Source organism: Thalassovita sp., assembly GCF_965218685.1.
GTDB lineage: Bacteria > Pseudomonadota > Alphaproteobacteria > Rhodobacterales > Rhodobacteraceae > Thalassobius.
In genome coordinates, this window is sequence record NZ_OZ244657.1 from 1,241,250 (window position 1) to 1,257,980 (window position 16,731).

20 protein-coding genes and 1 tRNA gene are annotated in these 16,731 nt (G+C 60.5%); 13 read left to right on the plus strand and 8 right to left on the minus strand.

Going from position 1 to position 16,731, the window contains the following annotated elements; translation table 11 throughout:
• Positions 1-22: 22 nt before the first annotated feature.
• The 5 genes from ACOQOQ_RS06290 to ACOQOQ_RS06310 all read left to right on the plus strand — a co-directional run bounded on the left by ACOQOQ_RS06290 (position 23) and on the right by ACOQOQ_RS06310 (position 4,148).
• Positions 23-187, plus strand: coding sequence for a hypothetical protein (locus ACOQOQ_RS06290; RefSeq protein WP_420569284.1), 165 nt, complete (start codon positions 23-25; stop codon positions 185-187).
• Between the two features lie 48 nt (positions 188-235).
• Positions 236-1,423 carry a benzoyl-CoA 2,3-epoxidase subunit BoxA gene (gene boxA, locus ACOQOQ_RS06295; protein ID WP_420569285.1) on the plus strand — a complete coding sequence of 396 codons (1,188 nt, stop codon included), beginning with the start codon at positions 236-238 and terminating at the stop codon, positions 1,421-1,423.
• 2 nt (positions 1,424-1,425) lie between these two features.
• Positions 1,426-1,866: an acyl-CoA thioesterase gene (locus ACOQOQ_RS06300; protein ID WP_420569286.1), complete on the plus strand. Its 441-nt coding sequence runs from the start codon at positions 1,426-1,428 to the stop codon at positions 1,864-1,866.
• Positions 1,867-1,979: 113 nt separating this feature from the next.
• A complete protein-coding gene (locus ACOQOQ_RS06305; RefSeq protein ID WP_420569287.1) occupies positions 1,980-2,897 on the plus strand; it encodes a helix-turn-helix transcriptional regulator in 918 nt (305 codons plus the stop codon).
• 18 nt (positions 2,898-2,915) lie between these two features.
• Complete coding sequence (locus ACOQOQ_RS06310) at positions 2,916-4,148, plus strand: 3-hydroxyacyl-CoA dehydrogenase family protein (protein ID WP_420569288.1); 1,233 nt, start codon at positions 2,916-2,918, stop codon at positions 4,146-4,148.
• A 9-nt stretch (positions 4,149-4,157) separates the two neighbouring features.
• Here ACOQOQ_RS06310 and ACOQOQ_RS06315 read toward each other — a convergent pair whose 3' ends face one another.
• From ACOQOQ_RS06315 to ACOQOQ_RS06325, 3 genes are all read right to left on the minus strand, one after another.
• Positions 4,158-4,874, minus strand: coding sequence for an enoyl-CoA hydratase (locus tag ACOQOQ_RS06315; protein ID WP_420569289.1), 717 nt, complete (start codon positions 4,872-4,874; stop codon positions 4,158-4,160).
• A 128-nt stretch (positions 4,875-5,002) separates the two neighbouring features.
• A tRNA-Ala gene (locus ACOQOQ_RS06320) sits at positions 5,003-5,078 on the minus strand.
• Between the two features lie 98 nt (positions 5,079-5,176).
• Positions 5,177-5,497, minus strand: coding sequence for a TIGR02300 family protein (locus tag ACOQOQ_RS06325; RefSeq protein ID WP_420569290.1), 321 nt, complete (start codon positions 5,495-5,497; stop codon positions 5,177-5,179).
• A 116-nt stretch (positions 5,498-5,613) separates the two neighbouring features.
• Here ACOQOQ_RS06325 and ACOQOQ_RS06330 point away from each other — a divergent pair, with 116 nt between their 5' ends.
• Genes ACOQOQ_RS06330 through ACOQOQ_RS06340 form a run of 3 tightly spaced genes read left to right on the plus strand, consistent with a single transcriptional unit; the run spans position 5,614 to position 7,591 of the window.
• Positions 5,614-6,306, plus strand: coding sequence for a M48 family metallopeptidase (locus ACOQOQ_RS06330; protein ID WP_420569291.1), 693 nt, complete (start codon positions 5,614-5,616; stop codon positions 6,304-6,306).
• Positions 6,307-6,337: 31 nt separating this feature from the next.
• Positions 6,338-6,985 carry a GntR family transcriptional regulator gene (locus tag ACOQOQ_RS06335; protein WP_420569292.1) on the plus strand — a complete coding sequence of 216 codons (648 nt, stop codon included), beginning with the start codon at positions 6,338-6,340 and terminating at the stop codon, positions 6,983-6,985.
• 36 nt (positions 6,986-7,021) lie between these two features.
• Complete coding sequence (locus ACOQOQ_RS06340) at positions 7,022-7,591, plus strand: hypothetical protein (RefSeq protein ID WP_420569293.1); 570 nt, start codon at positions 7,022-7,024, stop codon at positions 7,589-7,591.
• A gap of 6 nt (positions 7,592-7,597) precedes the next feature.
• Here the strand turns inward: ACOQOQ_RS06340 and ACOQOQ_RS06345 are convergent, their stop codons facing one another.
• From ACOQOQ_RS06345 to ACOQOQ_RS06355, 3 genes are all read right to left on the minus strand, one after another.
• Positions 7,598-8,560: an acetyl-CoA carboxylase carboxyltransferase subunit alpha gene (locus ACOQOQ_RS06345; RefSeq protein ID WP_420569294.1), complete on the minus strand. Its 963-nt coding sequence runs from the start codon at positions 8,558-8,560 to the stop codon at positions 7,598-7,600.
• 79 nt (positions 8,561-8,639) lie between these two features.
• Entirely contained in the window at positions 8,640-9,257 is a 618-nt protein-coding gene (locus tag ACOQOQ_RS06350; RefSeq protein WP_420569295.1) for a hypothetical protein, read from the minus strand.
• A 9-nt stretch (positions 9,258-9,266) separates the two neighbouring features.
• Positions 9,267-9,854, minus strand: coding sequence for a LysE family translocator (locus ACOQOQ_RS06355; RefSeq protein WP_420569296.1), 588 nt, complete (start codon positions 9,852-9,854; stop codon positions 9,267-9,269).
• A gap of 72 nt (positions 9,855-9,926) precedes the next feature.
• Between ACOQOQ_RS06355 and ACOQOQ_RS06360 the strand changes: the two genes are divergently transcribed.
• Positions 9,927-10,379, plus strand: coding sequence for an Lrp/AsnC family transcriptional regulator (locus ACOQOQ_RS06360; protein ID WP_420569297.1), 453 nt, complete (start codon positions 9,927-9,929; stop codon positions 10,377-10,379).
• Positions 10,380-10,579: 200 nt separating this feature from the next.
• Here the strand turns inward: ACOQOQ_RS06360 and ACOQOQ_RS06365 are convergent, their stop codons facing one another.
• Positions 10,580-11,539, minus strand: a complete 960-nt coding sequence (locus tag ACOQOQ_RS06365) for an L-malyl-CoA/beta-methylmalyl-CoA lyase (RefSeq protein ID WP_420569298.1) — start codon at positions 11,537-11,539, stop codon at positions 10,580-10,582.
• 279 nt (positions 11,540-11,818) lie between these two features.
• On the opposite strand from ACOQOQ_RS06365, the gene dgcN reads away from it, so the two are divergent.
• From dgcN to ACOQOQ_RS06385, 4 genes are all read left to right on the plus strand, one after another.
• A complete protein-coding gene (dgcN, locus tag ACOQOQ_RS06370; protein WP_420569299.1) occupies positions 11,819-12,820 on the plus strand; it encodes an N-acetyltransferase DgcN in 1,002 nt (333 codons plus the stop codon).
• Between the two features lie 78 nt (positions 12,821-12,898).
• A complete protein-coding gene (gene dgcA, locus ACOQOQ_RS06375) occupies positions 12,899-13,864 on the plus strand; it encodes an N-acetyl-D-Glu racemase DgcA (protein WP_420569300.1) in 966 nt (321 codons plus the stop codon).
• Positions 13,865-13,874: 10 nt separating this feature from the next.
• The gene (locus tag ACOQOQ_RS06380; protein WP_420569301.1) at positions 13,875-14,738 is read left to right on the plus strand and encodes a D-amino-acid transaminase; all 864 of its coding nucleotides are present in this window, start codon (positions 13,875-13,877) and stop codon (positions 14,736-14,738) included.
• 97 nt (positions 14,739-14,835) lie between these two features.
• A complete protein-coding gene (locus ACOQOQ_RS06385; protein WP_420569302.1) occupies positions 14,836-15,891 on the plus strand; it encodes an NAD-dependent epimerase/dehydratase family protein in 1,056 nt (351 codons plus the stop codon).
• On the opposite strand, the gene ACOQOQ_RS06390 is transcribed toward ACOQOQ_RS06385, so the two are convergent.
• Complete coding sequence (locus tag ACOQOQ_RS06390) at positions 15,888-16,682, minus strand: dioxygenase (protein WP_420569303.1); 795 nt, start codon at positions 16,680-16,682, stop codon at positions 15,888-15,890. The two genes, ACOQOQ_RS06385 and ACOQOQ_RS06390, sit on opposite strands and share 4 nt — an antisense overlap.
• Positions 16,683-16,731: the final 49 nt, after the last annotated feature.

Here is a 16,731-nt window from a genome sequence, read left to right on the forward strand (position 1 = left end):
GTCAATCAAGGGAGGAAAAACAATGGAAGTCGAACGTCAGATCGCAAACGCACCCAAGACGACCGCAGTGGGCACCGCCGTGTCCGCGCTGGAAGGAAAATGCGTCGGTTGCACCAACTGCCGCGGCCTGTGTCAGGCCCTGATCGAAATGATGACCTTTCCCGAGGTGGTCCTGAACCGCTCGTAAGGCCCTTTCCATCACGAACTCCAACTGCGCGAACTTGGATACAGAAAAATGAACAAGCCGATCAAACAGCACCTGATCGACCCCGAGATTTGCATCCGCTGCTACACCTGCGAGATGACTTGCCCGGTCGAAGCCATCGTTCATGACGACAATAACGTCGTCGTAGATGCAGAGAAATGTAATTACTGCATGGACTGTATTCCGGTTTGTCCCACCGGCTCTATCGACGAATGGCGCGTTGTGGCCCAGCCTTACTCGGTTGAGGAACAATGCGAATGGATAGAGCTGCCCGAGCAACAAGAAATCACCCAAAGCGAAGCTGCCGGCGGCATGGAAGCGCTGGACGAAAGCATGGCCGCCCTTTTGGCCGAGGCGCATGCGGGTGCTGGTGGCAAGGCGACCGCCCCCAAGTCCGCCGCCAAGCCCACTGTGAACATGTACAATCTGGCCAAGCCGATCGTCGCCACGGTTCAGGGTAACTATCGCTTGACCGAGGACGGATCGGACAGCGATATCCGCCACATCATTCTCAGCTTCGAAGACACATTCCCCGTTCTTGAAGGTCAAAGCATCGGCATTCTTCCTCCGGGTCAGGACGCGGATGGAAACGCGCATCTGCCGCGGCTTTATTCGGTGTCCAGCCCCCGCGATGGCGAGCGTCCGAATTATGGCAATGTCTCGTTAACCGTGAAGCGCGAGGAAAAGGGCCTGTGCTCGAACTATGTCTGTGACCTGAAGGCGGGCGACAAAGTCAATGTGACCGGCCCGTTTGGCGCGACCTTCCTGATGCCTGATGATCCGCAGGCGCGTCTGCTGATGATCTGCACGGGCACCGGCTCGGCGCCGATGCGGGCGTTCACCATGCGCCGACAGCGTACAGTGGGGGCTAAATCCGGGGGCATGACCATGTTCTTCGGCGCCCGGTCGCCTGATAGTCTGCCGTATTTCGGCCCGCTGAATAAAGTGCCCGAGGCGCTGCTGAAAACGCACATGGTCTTTAGCCGACTGCCCGATCAGCCCAAGGAATACGTGCAGGACCGACTGGCAGCCGAAGAGGACGCCGTGGCCGAGATGCTGGCAGACCCCAACACGCATATCTACATCTGCGGTCTGCGCGGCATGGAAGAGGGCGTTGAAAAAGCCTTTACCAACATCGCGGAAAGCATTGGTACTCAGTGGGTTGCCCTGCGCGACACGATGCGCGAAGAAGGCAGATATCACGTCGAGACCTACTGAATATGCCTGACCAAAATCCGCACTTCGTCCACGAGATCCGCGTAACCTGGGGCGATTGTGACCCGGCCAAGATCGCCTATACCGCGCGCCTGCCTTGGTTCGCTCTGGATGCGATCAATGCCTGGTGGGAAGAGCACCTTGGCGGCGACGGCTGGTTCCAGATGGAGCTGGACCGCGACGTCGGTACGCCTTTCGTGCACATGAGCCTGGATTTCATGTCTCCGGTCACGCCGCGGCACCGATTGAAGTGCCAGGTGGACCCTGTGAAGCTGGGTGAAACCTCGATTGCGTTCCGGGTCATTGCCCGCCAGAACGGAATCGAGTGTTTCGTGGGTAAATTCGTCTGCGTCTTCACCGTAGCCTCGGAATTCCGCAAGCGAAAAGCCCCGGTCGAGATCGTCGAAATCGTCACGCCCCTGCTGGTCGACGCGGAATCGGCTTAACCCCTTGCGGCTTGTCAAAATAATTTGCACAACGGCCTGATTACACGCTAACGTGTGAACTATAGTGCATAGCTTTTGTGCATTTTGCGCTATTCCGCATAAGGCAAGGACGAATGGGCGAAATTACGAACTTCCGGGGGGAATCCACCCCCAGCGAATCCCGCTCTTTGGGCGAGGATGAGGTTCAAAGCCTGATCGTCCGCGTGGGCGAACGTGTGCGTAAGGCGCGCGAGCGCAAAGGAATTCCGCGTCGGGTTCTTTCCGAAAACTCGGGGGTTTCGCCGCGCTATCTGGCGCAGCTTGAGGCCGGCGAGGGCAATATCTCGATCGGGCTGCTGCAGCGGGTTGCTATCGCACTGGATCATCGCATCGAATGGCTGATGACCGAGGACGACCCGTGGAACTCTGAGGCGCTGCATGTGGCGGACCTGTTTCGCTCGGCCAATACCGATACCCGCCAAAGGGTAATGCAGCTGCTGCGCCCTGAAAGCGCGCAGGAAATGCGGGCGCATCGTATCTGCCTGATCGGCCTGCGCGGCGCCGGGAAATCCACCTTGGGTCAACGCGCGGGCGACACTCTGGGTATTCCCTTCGTCGAGCTGAATCGCGAGATCGAGGAACAGTCTGGCATGCCCGTGAACGAGGTCATGGCGCTGTACGGCCAGGAAGGATACCGCAAGCTGGAGGCGCAGGCCGTCAGCCGCGTGGTGCAAACCCACGACACGATGATTTTGGCCGTCGCGGGCGGGATCGTGGCCGCGCCGGACACGTACACGACGCTGCTGAACCGGTTTCACACGGTTTGGGTCAAAGCCTCGCCTTCTGAGCATATGGAGCGCGTGCAGGCCCAGGGCGACACCCGCCCCATGGCAGGCAATCCCGAAGCCATGCAAGAGCTGAAGGCCATCCTGACCAGCCGTGAAGCGCTGTATGAAAAGGCTCAGGTCAGTCTGGACACCACCGACAAAAGCTTCGAACAGTCGTTGCAGGAATTGCTGGACCTGATTCAGGATCAGAAGTTCCTGGGCTAAGGCGCGGGGCCTTTGGCAATGCGCATTCCCCAGTTATCTGAATTACCGGCCGACCAGCGCGCGCAGGCGCGTGACTATGCGCAGAGTTTGGTGGCGCAGGTATCATCGGGTGCCGCTGTCCCGGTCGTCGGCGTGCTTGGCGGCGCAGCTGCGGGTTTGGGTGTCGCGCTGGCCTTAGCGCGTTCTGGCAGTGCGGTGATCTATCTTGAGGATGACGCCAGCAGCCTTGAGCGCGCGCAGTTCTACTTGTCCAAGATGCTGCCCGGACGCACGGTGCCCCCGGGGCTAAGCTTTTCCTATGACATTGGCGACGTCGCGCAATGCGACGTGCTGCTGGATATGGAGACTGACACCCAGCGCGAAAAGCAGGCCAGGCTTGCCCGGCTAGAGGCTCTGATCGGGGCGTCGACATTGGTGATAACCAATCTGTCGGGCGCGCATTTGTCGGCGCTTGCTGCGCAGATGCGGGTGCCAGGCCGCTTGCTGGGCGCGCAGATGTATTTCCCCATGGCCCAGGGTGATGTGGCCGAACTGGCCCGACATCCTGGCACCTCTGGGGCGGCCCTGCAGCGCGCGACAGACCTGCTGCGCCAACTGGGAAGGCAACCGGTGCTTTGCGGAACCGCTGATTTCCTAAGCGAACGCTTGCAGATGCGCATGCTTGAGGCCGCGGATACATTGCTGATGGACGGCGCCACCCTGTGGGAAATCGACGAAGCGCTTGAAGCGTTTGGCTATGCCATGGGGCTGTACGAGGCGCAGGATCTGATCGGGACCGACGTAGCCTATGCCATACGTAAGCGTACAGATCGGCAGCCAGGGCGCCGTTACATCCCCATCGCCGACCGCGCCGTGGAAGAGGGGCGTTTGGGCAAAAAAGCCAGCGTTGGTTGGTATCGCTACCCGGGCGGCGAGGGCAAGGTGATTGACCCTCTGGTCGAGGACCTTTGCCGTGAAGAGGCGCATTTTGCGGGCGTCACCCCCCGGCATTTCACGGAGGATGACCTGCGCGAACGCGTGCTTCTGGCCCTGCTGAACGAGGCCGCATGGGCCCACACAGAAGGTTGCCAGCCGCGCGATATTGATCTGATAGCCGTGCAAGCCCTTGGGTTTCCCCGGGATCTGGGTGGGCCGATTTATTTTGCGCAAATTCTGGGGGCCGGGGTGATCGCGCAGGCGCTGCAGTCGCTTGCGCAAGAGGACGCCGTCGTGTGGCAGCCTGCCCCGATGTTCAGGCTTGCCGGGGGCTAGGGTGCGATCTCAGCTATCCGCCGAGCGGTCGCGTCGGTTCCAGGCGTGCGCGGCGGTGCTTTCGATCTCCAGACCCTCGGGCAGCGACACAGCATAGCCCTGATCGACCACGCGCTTCATCTCGCGCATGATCGCGGGGTCATGTTCTGCAAAATCACGGGCCATCTGCAGTGCGGCGTTAAGCAGACCGGCAGGGGGAACGACCGAGGCGACCAGCCCCCAATCCAACGCGGTCTTGGCGTCGATCCTTTTGCAGCTGAAATGCATCTGTTTGGCCCGTGCCAGGCCGATGATTCGCGACAGGCGCTGGGTTAATCCCCACCCTGGCAGTGCGCCAATCTTGGCATGGGTATCGGCAAAGCTGGCAGTTTCCGAGGCCAGAATCAGATCGCACCCTAACGCCAGCTCTAACCCGCCGGTAATGGCATAGCCGTTGATCGCGGCGATGACCGGGCAGGGGCACTCGGCAAGGGCCTGCATTGGGCTGGCAGGAGCGGGTGCGCCAGCCTCGGCGGGCCCCTCTTTCATGTCCATGCCAACGCAAAATGCACGGTCCCCTGCAGCCGTCAGAATGATGACGCGGCTTTCGGATTGCGCAAGGCGAATGGCCTTGGCCAGCTCGGAACGCATCTGGCGGGACAGCGCGTTCAGTGCCTCGGGGCGGTTCAGGGTGATAATGGTGATCCCGTCGTTTGAATCGTAAAGGATCGTCTCGAATGGCGGCATGGCTGGCTCCTGCTGTTGAGACAGCAAATCGCCTTGGGGCACACGTGTCAAACCGGTTTGCACAGCATGCCTGTGCACGGGCTGATGCCGCGAGAGAAAAACACTGTGTTGGCTTCAAAGGGAAGATTTGGTGGAGCCTAGCGGGATCGAACCGCTGACCTCCTGCATGCCATGCAGGCGCTCTCCCAGCTGAGCTAAGGCCCCAAACTTCCAGACTGTTCCAGTCTGTGCGCCGCTATCTATGGGAAGCCGGGGGCGGGATCAAGCGGAAAATTCCGCCCCAGGAACTTTTTTGTGACGGCTCAGGACTCGTCGTCATCTGCGGCGACATCCGCCAGTTCATCCAACGAGACGTTGTCGTCATCGTCGTCATCCAGCAGATCATCTTCCAGATCCACGTCGACATCATCGTCCAGAACTTCGCTGTCCGAATCGGTCTCTGCTTCGCGCATTTTCTTGGTGGCCGCATCCTCGGCATCGGCTGCGATCATACGGCTTTTGCCGGTTTCTACTTCCACGATCTCACCGCTATAGGGGCTGACGATCGGGTTTTTGTTCAGGTCATAGAACCGCTTGCCGGTGGTTGGGCAAACACGCTTTGTGCCCCATTCTTCCTTAGGCATGGGTAATCCCCTTTTATTCCATTAGTCTTGTCGACGATCCGCGCCAACTGCCATAACAGGACCCGTGTGTCAAAGGCTTTCGCGGCCTTTGAAGAATTTCGCGAACAGGAGGCGATATGGGGCAGCATGTCCTACCCGGAAAACCCCCGATTCCGCTACATCTGAGGCGGTCCGCACGGGCGCGCCGTATCTCTTTGCGGGTGTCGGGGTTGGACGGGCGTGTGGTGCTGACCCTGCCGAAGGGCGTGCCCGAAGATCAGGCGCTGGAGTTCGCCAACGAGAAGGCCGATTGGATTCGCGCTCATATCGCCGAGCAGCCCCAGATGGTGCGGGTGGAGTTGGGCGCTTGCCTGCCCGTAGACGGGCAAGAAAGGGTGATTGCGCCCGGGCCGGGGCGCCGCGTGGTTCTGCAGGGTGAACAGCTGCTGGTTCCCGGGCCCGAAGCACGGGTCGCAGCGCGGCTGCATGGGTTTCTCAAGCAGCTGGCGCGGGACCGGCTGGCCGAGGCCTCGGATCGCTATGCTCAGGTGTTGGGGCGACCCTATCGCGGTATCACGCTGCGCGATACCCGCTCGCGCTGGGGCTCGTGTTCCTCGGCCGGGGGGCTGATGTATTCGTGGCGCCTGATTCTGGCGCCGCCGCAGGTGTTGGACTATGTCGCCGCCCACGAGGTCTCGCATCTGGAGCATATGAACCATTCGCGTGATTTCTGGGAAACCGTCTCGCAGATTCATGGCCCCTATACGGCGCAGCGAAACTGGTTGCGACAAAACGGAGCCGAACTGCACCGCTATCGCTTTGAAGATTGACGTAGGCGGATTTTGTGATCACAAATCGCTTATGCAGCTTTCACAACGATCAGATCCAGCCACCTCGGCCCATGACCGTGTCTATCGCGGCCTTCGTGGCCGGATCATGCATGGCGAAACCGCCCCCGGACAGGCGCTGACCCTGCGCGGGATCGGCCGAGACTACGATGTTTCGATGACGCCAGCACGCGAGGCCGTGAACCGGCTGGTGGCCGAAGGGGCGCTGATGATGTCGCCCTCGGGGCGGGTCTCGACGCCGGACCTGAGCAACGAGCGGATCGAAGAACTGGCGGTCCTGCGGTCCCTGCTGGAGGTAGAACTGGCCAGTCGCGCCCTTCCGCGGGCCCATATGGCGCTGATCGACCGTTTGCAGGCGATCAATAACTCGGTCACCGAGAAGATCGAGCAGCAGGACGCCGTCGGCTATATCCGCACTAATCTTGAGTTTCACCGCACGCTGTACCTGCGCGCTCAGGCTCCTGCGATGCTTGCGATGACCGAAACCGTGTGGCTGCAGCTTGGCCCCACCATGCGGGCGCTGTATGGGCGTCTGCGCCGAAAAGAGCCGCCGCAGTTTCACCGCCTGATCATCGCCGCACTCAAAGCCGGGGATGAACCGGGATTGCGCCTGGCCGTCCGCTCGGACGTGACGCAAGGGTTGAAGATGCTGGTTGTCTAAGGTGATGTGTGGGGACAATAGCACCCGGATTCTACTATGCGTCTGAACCTGCATCCCAAACACCAAGTTCTGTTGAAATTCGCTGCTCTGCTGGCGCTGCTTGTCGGGTATTTCCTGTACCTCGGACTGAAATATGACTTCGCCACAGGCGGGGTTGCCGCCGCGCTGACCTGGAGCTTTTTCGTCCTGTGCACCCCGATCGCAGATGCCGGTTTCTTGCTGGATTTTCCACTGCGGCTGCTGTTCGGCATCCGTATGGTTCTGTCCGAGTTGGCCGTCTGGGTCATCGCCTTGGCTGTGAACGGAGCTGTTCTGACATTCGCCCCGCAATACTATGAGACGACACTTCTTACGCGGGTGCTGCACCAAATCGCGGTCACTCCCTGGCCCTATTGGGGCATCGTTGTGCTGTCAGCCTTCGGCACCTTCCTGTCAATCCGGTTCGGGGATGAACTGATGGACGTGCTGCATCACCGTGACCGCGCGTTCTTTCACGCCCATCACTTCAAACACGAGCTAATACTGTTCGTGTTCTTCATCGCCGTTCTGTTTGGATACTACCGCCTGATCGCCTCGCTTGGGATCGAGGGGGTGGTGCATGGCTAGCGCCGTTTAGGCCGCCAGCCCCTTGTCACCCATCGCCAGGAATTTTTTGCGGCGATCCGAAATCAGCTTGCTGCCGGATTTATCCTGCAACTCGGCCAGCATCGAGCCGATGGCTGCCCCGACCGACGCGATCGCCGCAGCGGCGTCGCGGTGCGCGCCACCTTTCGGTTCGGCGATGATGCGGTCGCAAATGCCCAGCGATTTCAGGTCCTGAGCAGTCAGACGCAGGGCCTCGGCGGCTTCGCGCATCTTGTCCGCGTCTTTCCACAGAATCGAGGCGCAGCCTTCGGGCGAGATCACCGAGTACACCGAGTGTTCCAGCATTGCGACGCGGTTCGCCGTGGCAAAGGCCACCGCCCCGCCCGAGCCGCCCTCGCCGATGATCACGCTGACCAGCGGCACGCCGATCTGCAGGCATTTTTCAGTGCTGCGGGCGATCGCTTCGGACTGGCCGCGCTCTTCTGCGCCCTTGCCGGGATAGGCGCCGGCTGTGTCGATCAGTGTCACCACGGGCAGGCCAAACTTGTCAGCCATTTCCATCAGGCGGATCGCTTTGCGATAGCCCTCGGGGCGGGCCATGCCAAAATTACGTTCGATCCGGGATTTGGTGTCGTTGCCCTTTTCATGGCCGATCACCATAACCGGTTGGTCGTTGAAGCGCGCAAGCCCCCCCATCACGGCCAGATCGTCGGCAAAGTTTCGGTCCCCGGCCAAAGGGGTGTATTCGGTAAACAGGGCCTCGATATAGTCCTGGCAATGCGGGCGGTCCGGATGACGCGCCACCTGACATTTGCGCCAGGGCGTCAGGGACTTGTACAGGTCGTCCAGCAGCTCGGACGCTTTCTTGTCCAGCGCGGCGGCCTCGTCCTCGATGTCCATTTCCTCGTTCTGGCGGGCCATGGCGCGCAGTTCTTCAGCTTTGCCTTCAATTTCTGCCAGGGGGCGTTCAAAGTCGAGGTAATTGGTCATGCATCTTTCTCCACCGTGGTTGAGGGGATATATGGCCGCATGGGCTTGCAGATGCAACACGGCATGGCTTTTTTGCCGGTCACAGCCGCGCCAGCCCCTCTTTCAGGGCCAGCACCGGCGAGGCCAGAACAGGCGTGTTCAGATCGGAAAGCAGCATCGCTGCGCCAGCCATCGACGCCTGCGCCAGAACCACGGCCCGGATCCCCGAGCGCTGAGAGACAACGTTGCGAATATCCATCGCCACAGAGCGGGCAAAGGCGTGTGGGTGGCCTTCTTCGAACAGGGGCCAGTGCTGGCCCAGAAACAGCGGAGCGATCTTGTGTGGGTTGCCGGCGGCCTTCATCTCGTGTTCCAGCAAGTCATAGCTTGGCTGCTCGGTCGAGCGCAGGCAATAGACCAGCAAAATGTCGCCAAAATTCTCGGCCGCGCGGTGCATCATCGGTCGGTCGATCCTGATGGCCCCGGCGGCTTCGGCCACTTCGCCCAAGGTGGTACAGGTGCAGATCACTGGCCCCGGCGCGGCTTTGACGACAGAGGCAACCTCGGAGCTCAGCGCCTCGTCCAGACCGCCCTGGGCCCGTTGCAACCAATCCTCTCTCACCAGGTGCTGAATCGGCGTATCTGGCGAGATACGGTCACGCAGGCCGTCAAAGGTGGCGCGGTGCACTTCGGCAGTATGAAGGCATACAAGGGGCATCCCCCAAAGTTACAGTACAGAAAACAGAGTCGCTACAAGAAGAAGCGCCATTGTCCAGTTGAAAGCCATTAAACGGGCGTTGCTAGATAGCACACGTTGCATCTTTTGTCCCAGTACAACCCAAGAGCTTACGCAGGGCAGGTTGATCAGCCCAAAGACCAGCGCAACGATTCCGACCGCCAGTCCTGATCGGTCCGGGGCATAAAGCGTGATCGCGGTCAGCGCCATCTGCCAGGCCTTGGGGTTCACCCATTGAAACAGAGCCGCCTGAAGAAAGCTCATGGGTCGTCCCGAGTGCGCCCGCGTGTCCGGCATTTTCGCGGTGGCGATTTTCCACGACAGCCACAAAAGATAGGCCACGCTAACCCAGGTCAGCACTTGATGCGCCAGTGGAAACCTTTCGAACAGCTGCATCAACCCCAGCCCGACGATCACGATCATGACGGTGAATCCAACGGCCACCCCCAGCATGTGCGGAACGGAGCGCAGAAACCCGTAATTCGCGCCCGAGGTCATCAACATCAGGTTATTCGGTCCCGGCGTTATAGACGAGACGAAGGCAAAGGCGGCGAGCGCGGTCAGAAGGCTATAGGTCATGGGGCGAATTTATTGTTAGGGTTGCCGCATAAAATTGAGTATTGTTGTGAAAAATGAAAGAAATCACAATAAATGATCAAGAATGACCAAATTACGCAAAAAATATTGCGACACTTGTCTCGTGACGGGCGGATCAGCAATCTGGAGCTTGCTGAACGAGTCGGCCTGTCCCCCTCGGCCTGTTTGCGCCGGGTGCAGGAACTAGAGCGTGCAGGCGTGATCTCGGGCTATCGCGCGGTGCTGAATCCGCAAGCCATGGGCGTGGGCTTTACCGCCTATGTCACCGTGGGCTTAAGCATCCACACCAAAGAGGCACAGGAAAGCTTTGAACGCTCGATCGCCCTGGCCCCCGAGGTGCGCGAGTGCCACAACATCACCGGCGAACGGGAATATCTGCTGCGCGTCGAAGCGGCTGATCTGGCCGACTACAAACGCTTTCACACCGACGTTCTGGGCACGCTGCCCCAGGTCGCGGCGATCACCTCTTTTGTCGTGATGGGCTCACCCAAGGATGAAAGAGCCTGATTTCCCACTCTTTTCGCGGCTTGGTCGGTGGGGTGTGTGCTGCATGTCCTCACCGTCCGCATCATGTACAAGGACTAAGCAAGCCCGGTGGCCCGCTTTTTTGCTCTGAAAATACTCAGATGCACGCGGTCTCGCCCCGCGAACGCTTAAAAAGAAAAGGGGAGCTCAAGGCTCCCCTTCAATCGTATATTTGGCCAGCCTTAGCTGTTCGCGATCAGCTCGGCCTGGGCCACGATGACCTCGGCTTGTTTGATCGAGGCAATGTCGACCAGGCGGCCCTTGTATACGGTCGCGCCTTCGCCATTGGCTTTGGCCTGTTCCATCGCGGCCAGAATCTCGCGCGCTTCGGTGACGTCTTCTTCGGACGGGGTGAAGACTTCGTTGGCCAGTGCGATCTGCTTGGGGTGGATCGCCCATTTGCCGACCATGCCCAGCGTGGCCGAGCGTTTGGCCTGCGCGATATACCCCTCGTCATCCGAGAAATCGCCGAACGGCCCGTCCACGGGCAGGACGCCATGGGTGCGGCAGGCGGCGACGATGGCGGCCTGGGCCCAGTGCCACGGGTCCGACCAGTGCTTCACGCCTTCGCGCAGCATGTAGTAGTTTTCCTGCGTGCCGCCGATGCCAGTGGTCTGCATCCCCATCGAGGCAGCAAAATCCGCCGCGCCCAGCGACATGGCCACCAGGCGGGGCGAGGCTGCGGCGATTTCCTCGACATGGGCGATGCCGGCGGCAGATTCGATGATCACCTCGAAGTTGATCTTCTTGGTGCGGCCTTTGGCGGTCTCGATCGCTGTGACCAGCGCGTCAACGGCGTAGATGTCCTCGGCACAACCGACCTTGGGGATCATGATCTGGTCCAGACGCTCGCCTGCTTGTTCCAGCAGGTCCACGACGTCCTTGTACCAATAGGGCGTGTCCAGCGAGTTGATGCGGACCGACAGGGTCTTGTTGCCCCAGTCATGTTCGCTGATGGCCTGAATGATGTTGGCGCGAGCGATGTCCTTGTCGCTGGGGGCGACCGAATCTTCGAGATCCAGGTTGATCACGTCAGCGGCCGAGGCGGCCATTTTCGCAAACAGTTTGGTGTTCGAGCCCGGGCCAAACAGCTGGCAGCGGTTCGGGCGGGCAATCGGCGTGGGCTGAAGGCGGAAGCTCATGTGCAGACCTTTCGGGTAAGGAAATTACGAATTCTTTGGTGTGAGGGTTATTAAATTGCGCGCCCTGCTGCAAGCATATTTTGCGCCTGCGGCAGAAATTGCCGCGCTGCGGCGGCAACTAAGGCAGATTCGCTGACCTAGTCGGGAAGCTCTTCGAATATTGGTGCTAATCTTCGAAGATTAGTGCGCTCAACCCCTCGCCGATCGCAAATTTGCAAGCCTATCCCTTTTGGAATCCGAAACAGTGTCGGCAACACCTCAGACAAAAAGGGCCAAGACATGATCCAGACTCCGTATCTTCTGTTCCTGGGCGACGCGCCTGACCAACTGGCCGCCAAAGTGGCGCAAGGCATCAAGGACTGGCGTCCCGAATTCGCCGTGGGTCAGTTCCGCATGGACGGATGCAAGGCCGACATGGGCCTGACCGACATGACCCTGGAAGAGGCCAAGGCCGCCGGCGCCAAGACGCTGGTGATCGGCGTGGCCAACCGGGGTGGTGTGATCAGCCCCGCGTGGAAAAAGGTGCTGGTGAACGCGCTGGAGGAAGGCTTTGATCTGGCCAGCGGCCTGCACAATCTGCTGAACAACGAACCCGATCTGGTCGCTGTGGCAAAGGCGTGCGGCCGTGCGCTGCACGACGTGCGCGTGCCCGAGGTGGACTATCCCATCGCCAATGGCGTCAAGCGCACTGGCAAGCGCGTTCTGGCTGTGGGCACCGATTGCTCGGTCGGCAAGATGTACACCGCGCTGTGCCTGGAAAAGGAAATGCGCGCCCGCGGCATGGACGCCGATTTCCGTGCCACCGGCCAGACGGGTATTCTGATCACTGGGGACGGGGTGCCGTTGGATGCGGTTGTCGCTGATTTCATGGCAGGCTCGGTCGAATACATCACGCCCAATAACGACCCAGACCATTGGGACATCATCGAGGGGCAGGGCAGTCTGTTCCACGTCTCCTATTCGGGTGTAACCATGGCGTTGATCCACGGCGGCCAGCCGGATGCTCTGATCGTTTGCCACGAGCCGACACGTGACCATATGCGCGGTTTGCCCGGCTATGCCCTGCCCAGCCTCGAGGCGGTGCGGGACATGGCGCTGAGCCTGGCGCGGGTCGCCAACCCGGGTTGCGTGGTAGCGGGCTATGCAATCAATACCCAACACATGGGCGAAGCGGATGCGCTGGAGTATCTGGCCAAGGTCGAAAACGATCTGGGGCTGCCCGCCACCGATCCGTTCCGCTTTGGTGCGGGCAAGCTGGTGGACGCGCTGGCCGTGATCTGATTGGGTCTGCTCGGCCTGGACGCTGAGTGGTGGTCGGGCGATTTGAGTATTTGAAGAGCAAAGAAGGGGTGTTGGCGCGTGACGATCACCGTTGAGAAAGATGTGTTTCGGTTGGCGCAGGTGTTCACCATCAGTCGCGGCAGCCGGACCGAAGCGAATGTCCTGACGGTGCGGGTGGCCCGCGATGGAGTCACCGGCTGGGGCGAATGCGTGCCCTATGCCCGCTATGGCGAGACGCTGGAATCGGTGACGCAGGAAATCCTGGGCTTGCCGAGCGAGGTGTCTCGGGCCGGTTTGCAGGACATGTTGCCTGCCGGCGCGGCGCGGAATGCGGTGGATTGTGCGCTGTGGGATCTTGAGGCGAAACAAGCTGGTAAACGAGCGTGGGAACTGGCTGGGCTGCCTGCTCCGGGGCCTGAAATCACGGCTTATACGTTGTCCCTGGCCGAACCCGACGAAATGCGTGCGCAGGCTGAGAAAAATGCTTTTCGCCCCCTGTTGAAGATTAAGCTGGGCACTCCGGACGACATGCCCCGGTTGGAAGCCGTGCGCGCCGGGGCGCCTGAGGCCAGGATTATCGTGGATGCCAATGAGGGATGGAGCGCCGAAGTTTATGCCGATCTGGCCCCCCATCTGGTGCGTTTGGGCGTGGCGTTGGTGGAACAGCCTTTGCCCGCGTCCGAAGATGACGCGCTGATCGGGATGGATCGCCCCGTTCCCGTCTGCGCGGATGAAAGCTGTCATGACCGCGCCAGTCTGCCCAATCTGAAGGGCAAATATGACGTGGTGAACATCAAGCTGGACAAAACCGGCGGGTTGACCGAGGCGCTGGCGTTGCGCGATCAGGCCCTGCGCGAGGGGTATCAGGTGATGGTTGGCTGCATGGTTGGCTCGTCCTTGGCGATGGCTCCGGCGATGTTGGTGGCGCAGGGTGCGATGGTAACAGACCTTGACGGGCCGCTCTTGTTGGCCGAAGACCGGGAAAACGCATTGAAATTTGATGCGGCAGGGGTGCATCCGCCCACAGCCGCGCTTTGGGGATAAGGAGACGCCCATGACCCGCACTGTTTACGTGAACGGAGAATACCTGCCGGAAACTGAGGCCAAGATCTCGATCTTTGACCGGGCGTTTCTGATGGCGGACGGCGTTTACGAGGTGACCAGCGTTCTGGGCGGCAAGCTGATCGATTTTGACGGTCATGCCAAGCGTCTGGAGCGGTCGCTGAACGAGCTGGACATGCCCAAGCCGCCCGAATTCGATGACCTGCTGGAGATTCACCGTAAGCTGGTGGCCGAAAACGGCATCGAAGAGGGCATGGTCTATTTGCAGGTCACGCGCGGCTCGGCTGGCGATCGTGATTTCGCCTTCCCTGATCCCGAAACCACCCGCCCCGGCGTGGTGTTGTTCACCCAGAACAAACCCGGTCTTGCCGACAACCCGGTCGCCAAGCAAGGCGTTAAAGTGATCTCGATCGAGGATATCCGTTGGGGTCGTCGCGACATCAAGACCGTCCAACTGCTGTATCCGTCGATGGGTAAGATGATGGCCAAAAAGGCCGGTTGCGATGATGCGTGGCTGGTTGAGGATGGCTTTGTCACCGAAGGCACCTCGAACAACACCTATATCGTCAAGGACGGTAAGATCATCACCCGCAACCTGTCGACGGACATTCTGCATGGGATCACCCGAGCGGCCGTTCTGAAGTTCGCCAAAGAGGCTCAGATGGAGGTCGAAGAGCGGCCCTTTACCATCGAAGAGGCCCAGCAGGCGGACGAGGCGTTTTTCACTTCGGCCTCGGCCTTCGTGATGCCGGTTGTGGAGATCGACGGCGTGGCCATTGGAGACGGGAAAGTAGGCAAAGTCGCTCCGCGTCTGCGTGAAATCTATCTGGATGAGAGCCTGAAGGCCGGTATCTAAGGCAATCGCGCGAAAATTTTCTGGCACCGCGCCGCGTAATCCGCGCAGCGCGGTGTTTTCGTGTTAGGCTTCTTGTGACCCCAACTTGGAGCGCGCGATGCCCAGCCCTGTTTACGATACCTCTCATCCCGTTCTTGTGACCGGGGCCACCGGCTATGTGGCCGGTTGGCTGATAAAGCGACTGCTGGCCGAGGGCTTTACTGTCCATGCGGCGGTGCGGGACCCGGACAACGCTGAAAAGGTCGCCCATCTGACCGCGCTGCCCGGCACCGTGAAGCTGTTCAAGGCCGATCTGCTGGACCCCGGCAGCTATGCCGATGCGATGGCAGGCTGTCAGGTGGTGTTCCACACGGCCTCGCCCTTTACCCTGCGGATCAAGGATGCGCAGCGCGATTTGGTGGACCCGGCGGTGAATGGCACCCGGAATGTGCTGGAGCAGGCTAATGCCACGGACAGCGTCAAACGCGTGGTTCTGACCAGCTCTTGTGCGGCGATTGTCGGGGATGCGGCCGATTTGGTGGACTATCCGGGCGGCATGATGACCGAGGCGCATTGGAACACAACCTCGTCCCTGACCCACCAGCCTTATTCCTTCTCGAAAACTCAGGCCGAGGGCGTGGCATGGGACGTTGCCGGCGCGCAGGATCGGTGGGATCTGGTAGTGATCAACCCATCGTTGGTCGTGGGGCCGGGGGTGGCCGCGCATCATACGTCGGAATCCTTCAACTTGATGCGTCAGATGGGCGACGGGAGTTTCAAATCGGGCCTGCCACCCTATCAGATCGGCATGGTGGACGTGCGCGACGTGGCCGAGGCGCATATGCGCGCGGGCTTCATCCCACAGGCCGAGGGGCGGCACATCGTGTCCGAGGGCAGCTACTCGATGCTGCAGGCAGCACAGATGTTGCAGGCGGAATTTGGCGAGACATTGCCGCTGCCAACGAAAGAGCTGCCAAAATGGTTGCTGTGGCTGGTCGGCCCATTCATTGACCGCACCCTGACCCGCAAGCTTATCGCACGCAGCTTTGGTCACCCGTGGAAAGACGACAACACCAAGTCCCGCCAGGCGTTGGGCCTGCAATACCATTCGGTCCCCGAGGCCCTGAACGCGATGATGCGCCAGATGGTCGAAAGCGGCAGGGTCAAACCCTAAGCGTCAAACCGGAAGCTGGAGGCCGTAAGCCCGCCAAAGACCTCTTTTTGGTGATAGGTGCGCACGGCGGTATCGTTTTCCGCTGCTCCCAACGCGGTAAACAAAGGCACAAGATGGTCCTCTTTCGCATGGCAGATGCGGGCATAGGGGGCCGATTCCCAATCCAGAATGCGCGGTGTGCGCTGGGCGGCCGGCAGGGCCAGCGTTTCAGTCAGCCAGGCGTCGAACGCTTCGGATGGCACACGCGAGTCTGGGCCCAGCATGCGCAGGTTATGATAGCTCAGCCCAGATCCGATGATCACCACACCCTGATCGCGCAAGGGCGCCAGGGCGCGGCCCAGCTCGAAATGTTCAGCCGGATCATAGTGCGAGCGCATCGACACCTGGAACAGCGGCACGTTCGCCTGCGGATACATCACATAGGCGGGCACAAAGGTGCCGTGATCATACCCGATCTTGTCGTCCAGCCGGGTTGGCAGGCCCGCATCGCGGATCAGGTCCGCGGCCTGCTCGGCAATCTGCGGAGCGCCCGGGGCGGGGTAAACGATCTCGTAGGTTTCAGGCGGGAAATTGTAGTAGTCATAGACCATGGGCGGGCGCGCCGAATGCATTACCGCGTATTCCGGCCCTTCCCAATGCCCCGAGATCATCAGGATTGCCTTGGCTTCCGGGTATTCCGAGGGCATCGCGGCCAGGCTGTCGGCCAGCGGGGCCAAATGCTGATTGCGATCTTCCATCCAGGGCCAGGGCCCGCCGCCATGCGAGATGAAATAGGTGGGCATGGTGGTCATGGCGGGCTCCGATCGTAACTAGACCGCGACAAGGTAACGGGGACGGCGT

Bases quoted from the DNA above. Each gene is read 5' to 3' on its own strand.
- ACOQOQ_RS06300 (WP_420569286.1), top strand. From the start codon at position 1,426: ATGCCTGACCAAAATCCGCACTTCGTCCACGAGATCCGCGTAACCTGG.
- ACOQOQ_RS06315 (WP_420569289.1), bottom strand. From the start codon at position 4,874: ATGCCGCCATTCGAGACGATCCTTTACGATTCAAACGACGGGATCACC.
- ACOQOQ_RS06355 (WP_420569296.1), bottom strand. From the start codon at position 9,854: ATGACCTATAGCCTTCTGACCGCGCTCGCCGCCTTTGCCTTCGTCTCG.
- ACOQOQ_RS06365 (WP_420569298.1), bottom strand. From the start codon at position 11,539: ATGAGCTTCCGCCTTCAGCCCACGCCGATTGCCCGCCCGAACCGCTGC.
- ACOQOQ_RS06335 (WP_420569292.1), top strand. From the start codon at position 6,338: ATGCAGCTTTCACAACGATCAGATCCAGCCACCTCGGCCCATGACCGT.
- ACOQOQ_RS06350 (WP_420569295.1), bottom strand. From the start codon at position 9,257: ATGCCCCTTGTATGCCTTCATACTGCCGAAGTGCACCGCGCCACCTTT.
- ACOQOQ_RS06340 (WP_420569293.1), top strand. From the start codon at position 7,022: ATGCGTCTGAACCTGCATCCCAAACACCAAGTTCTGTTGAAATTCGCT.
- dgcN (WP_420569299.1), top strand. From the start codon at position 11,819: ATGATCCAGACTCCGTATCTTCTGTTCCTGGGCGACGCGCCTGACCAA.
- ACOQOQ_RS06360 (WP_420569297.1), top strand. From the start codon at position 9,927: ATGATCAAGAATGACCAAATTACGCAAAAAATATTGCGACACTTGTCT.
- ACOQOQ_RS06385 (WP_420569302.1), top strand. From the start codon at position 14,836: ATGCCCAGCCCTGTTTACGATACCTCTCATCCCGTTCTTGTGACCGGG.
- ACOQOQ_RS06345 (WP_420569294.1), bottom strand. From the start codon at position 8,560: ATGACCAATTACCTCGACTTTGAACGCCCCCTGGCAGAAATTGAAGGC.
- ACOQOQ_RS06325 (WP_420569290.1), bottom strand. From the start codon at position 5,497: ATGCCTAAGGAAGAATGGGGCACAAAGCGTGTTTGCCCAACCACCGGC.
- ACOQOQ_RS06290 (WP_420569284.1), top strand. From the start codon at position 23: ATGGAAGTCGAACGTCAGATCGCAAACGCACCCAAGACGACCGCAGTG.
- ACOQOQ_RS06380 (WP_420569301.1), top strand. From the start codon at position 13,875: ATGACCCGCACTGTTTACGTGAACGGAGAATACCTGCCGGAAACTGAG.
- ACOQOQ_RS06330 (WP_420569291.1), top strand. From the start codon at position 5,614: ATGGGGCAGCATGTCCTACCCGGAAAACCCCCGATTCCGCTACATCTG.
- ACOQOQ_RS06305 (WP_420569287.1), top strand. From the start codon at position 1,980: ATGGGCGAAATTACGAACTTCCGGGGGGAATCCACCCCCAGCGAATCC.
- ACOQOQ_RS06310 (WP_420569288.1), top strand. From the start codon at position 2,916: ATGCGCATTCCCCAGTTATCTGAATTACCGGCCGACCAGCGCGCGCAG.
- boxA (WP_420569285.1), top strand. From the start codon at position 236: ATGAACAAGCCGATCAAACAGCACCTGATCGACCCCGAGATTTGCATC.
- ACOQOQ_RS06390 (WP_420569303.1), bottom strand. From the start codon at position 16,682: ATGACCACCATGCCCACCTATTTCATCTCGCATGGCGGCGGGCCCTGG.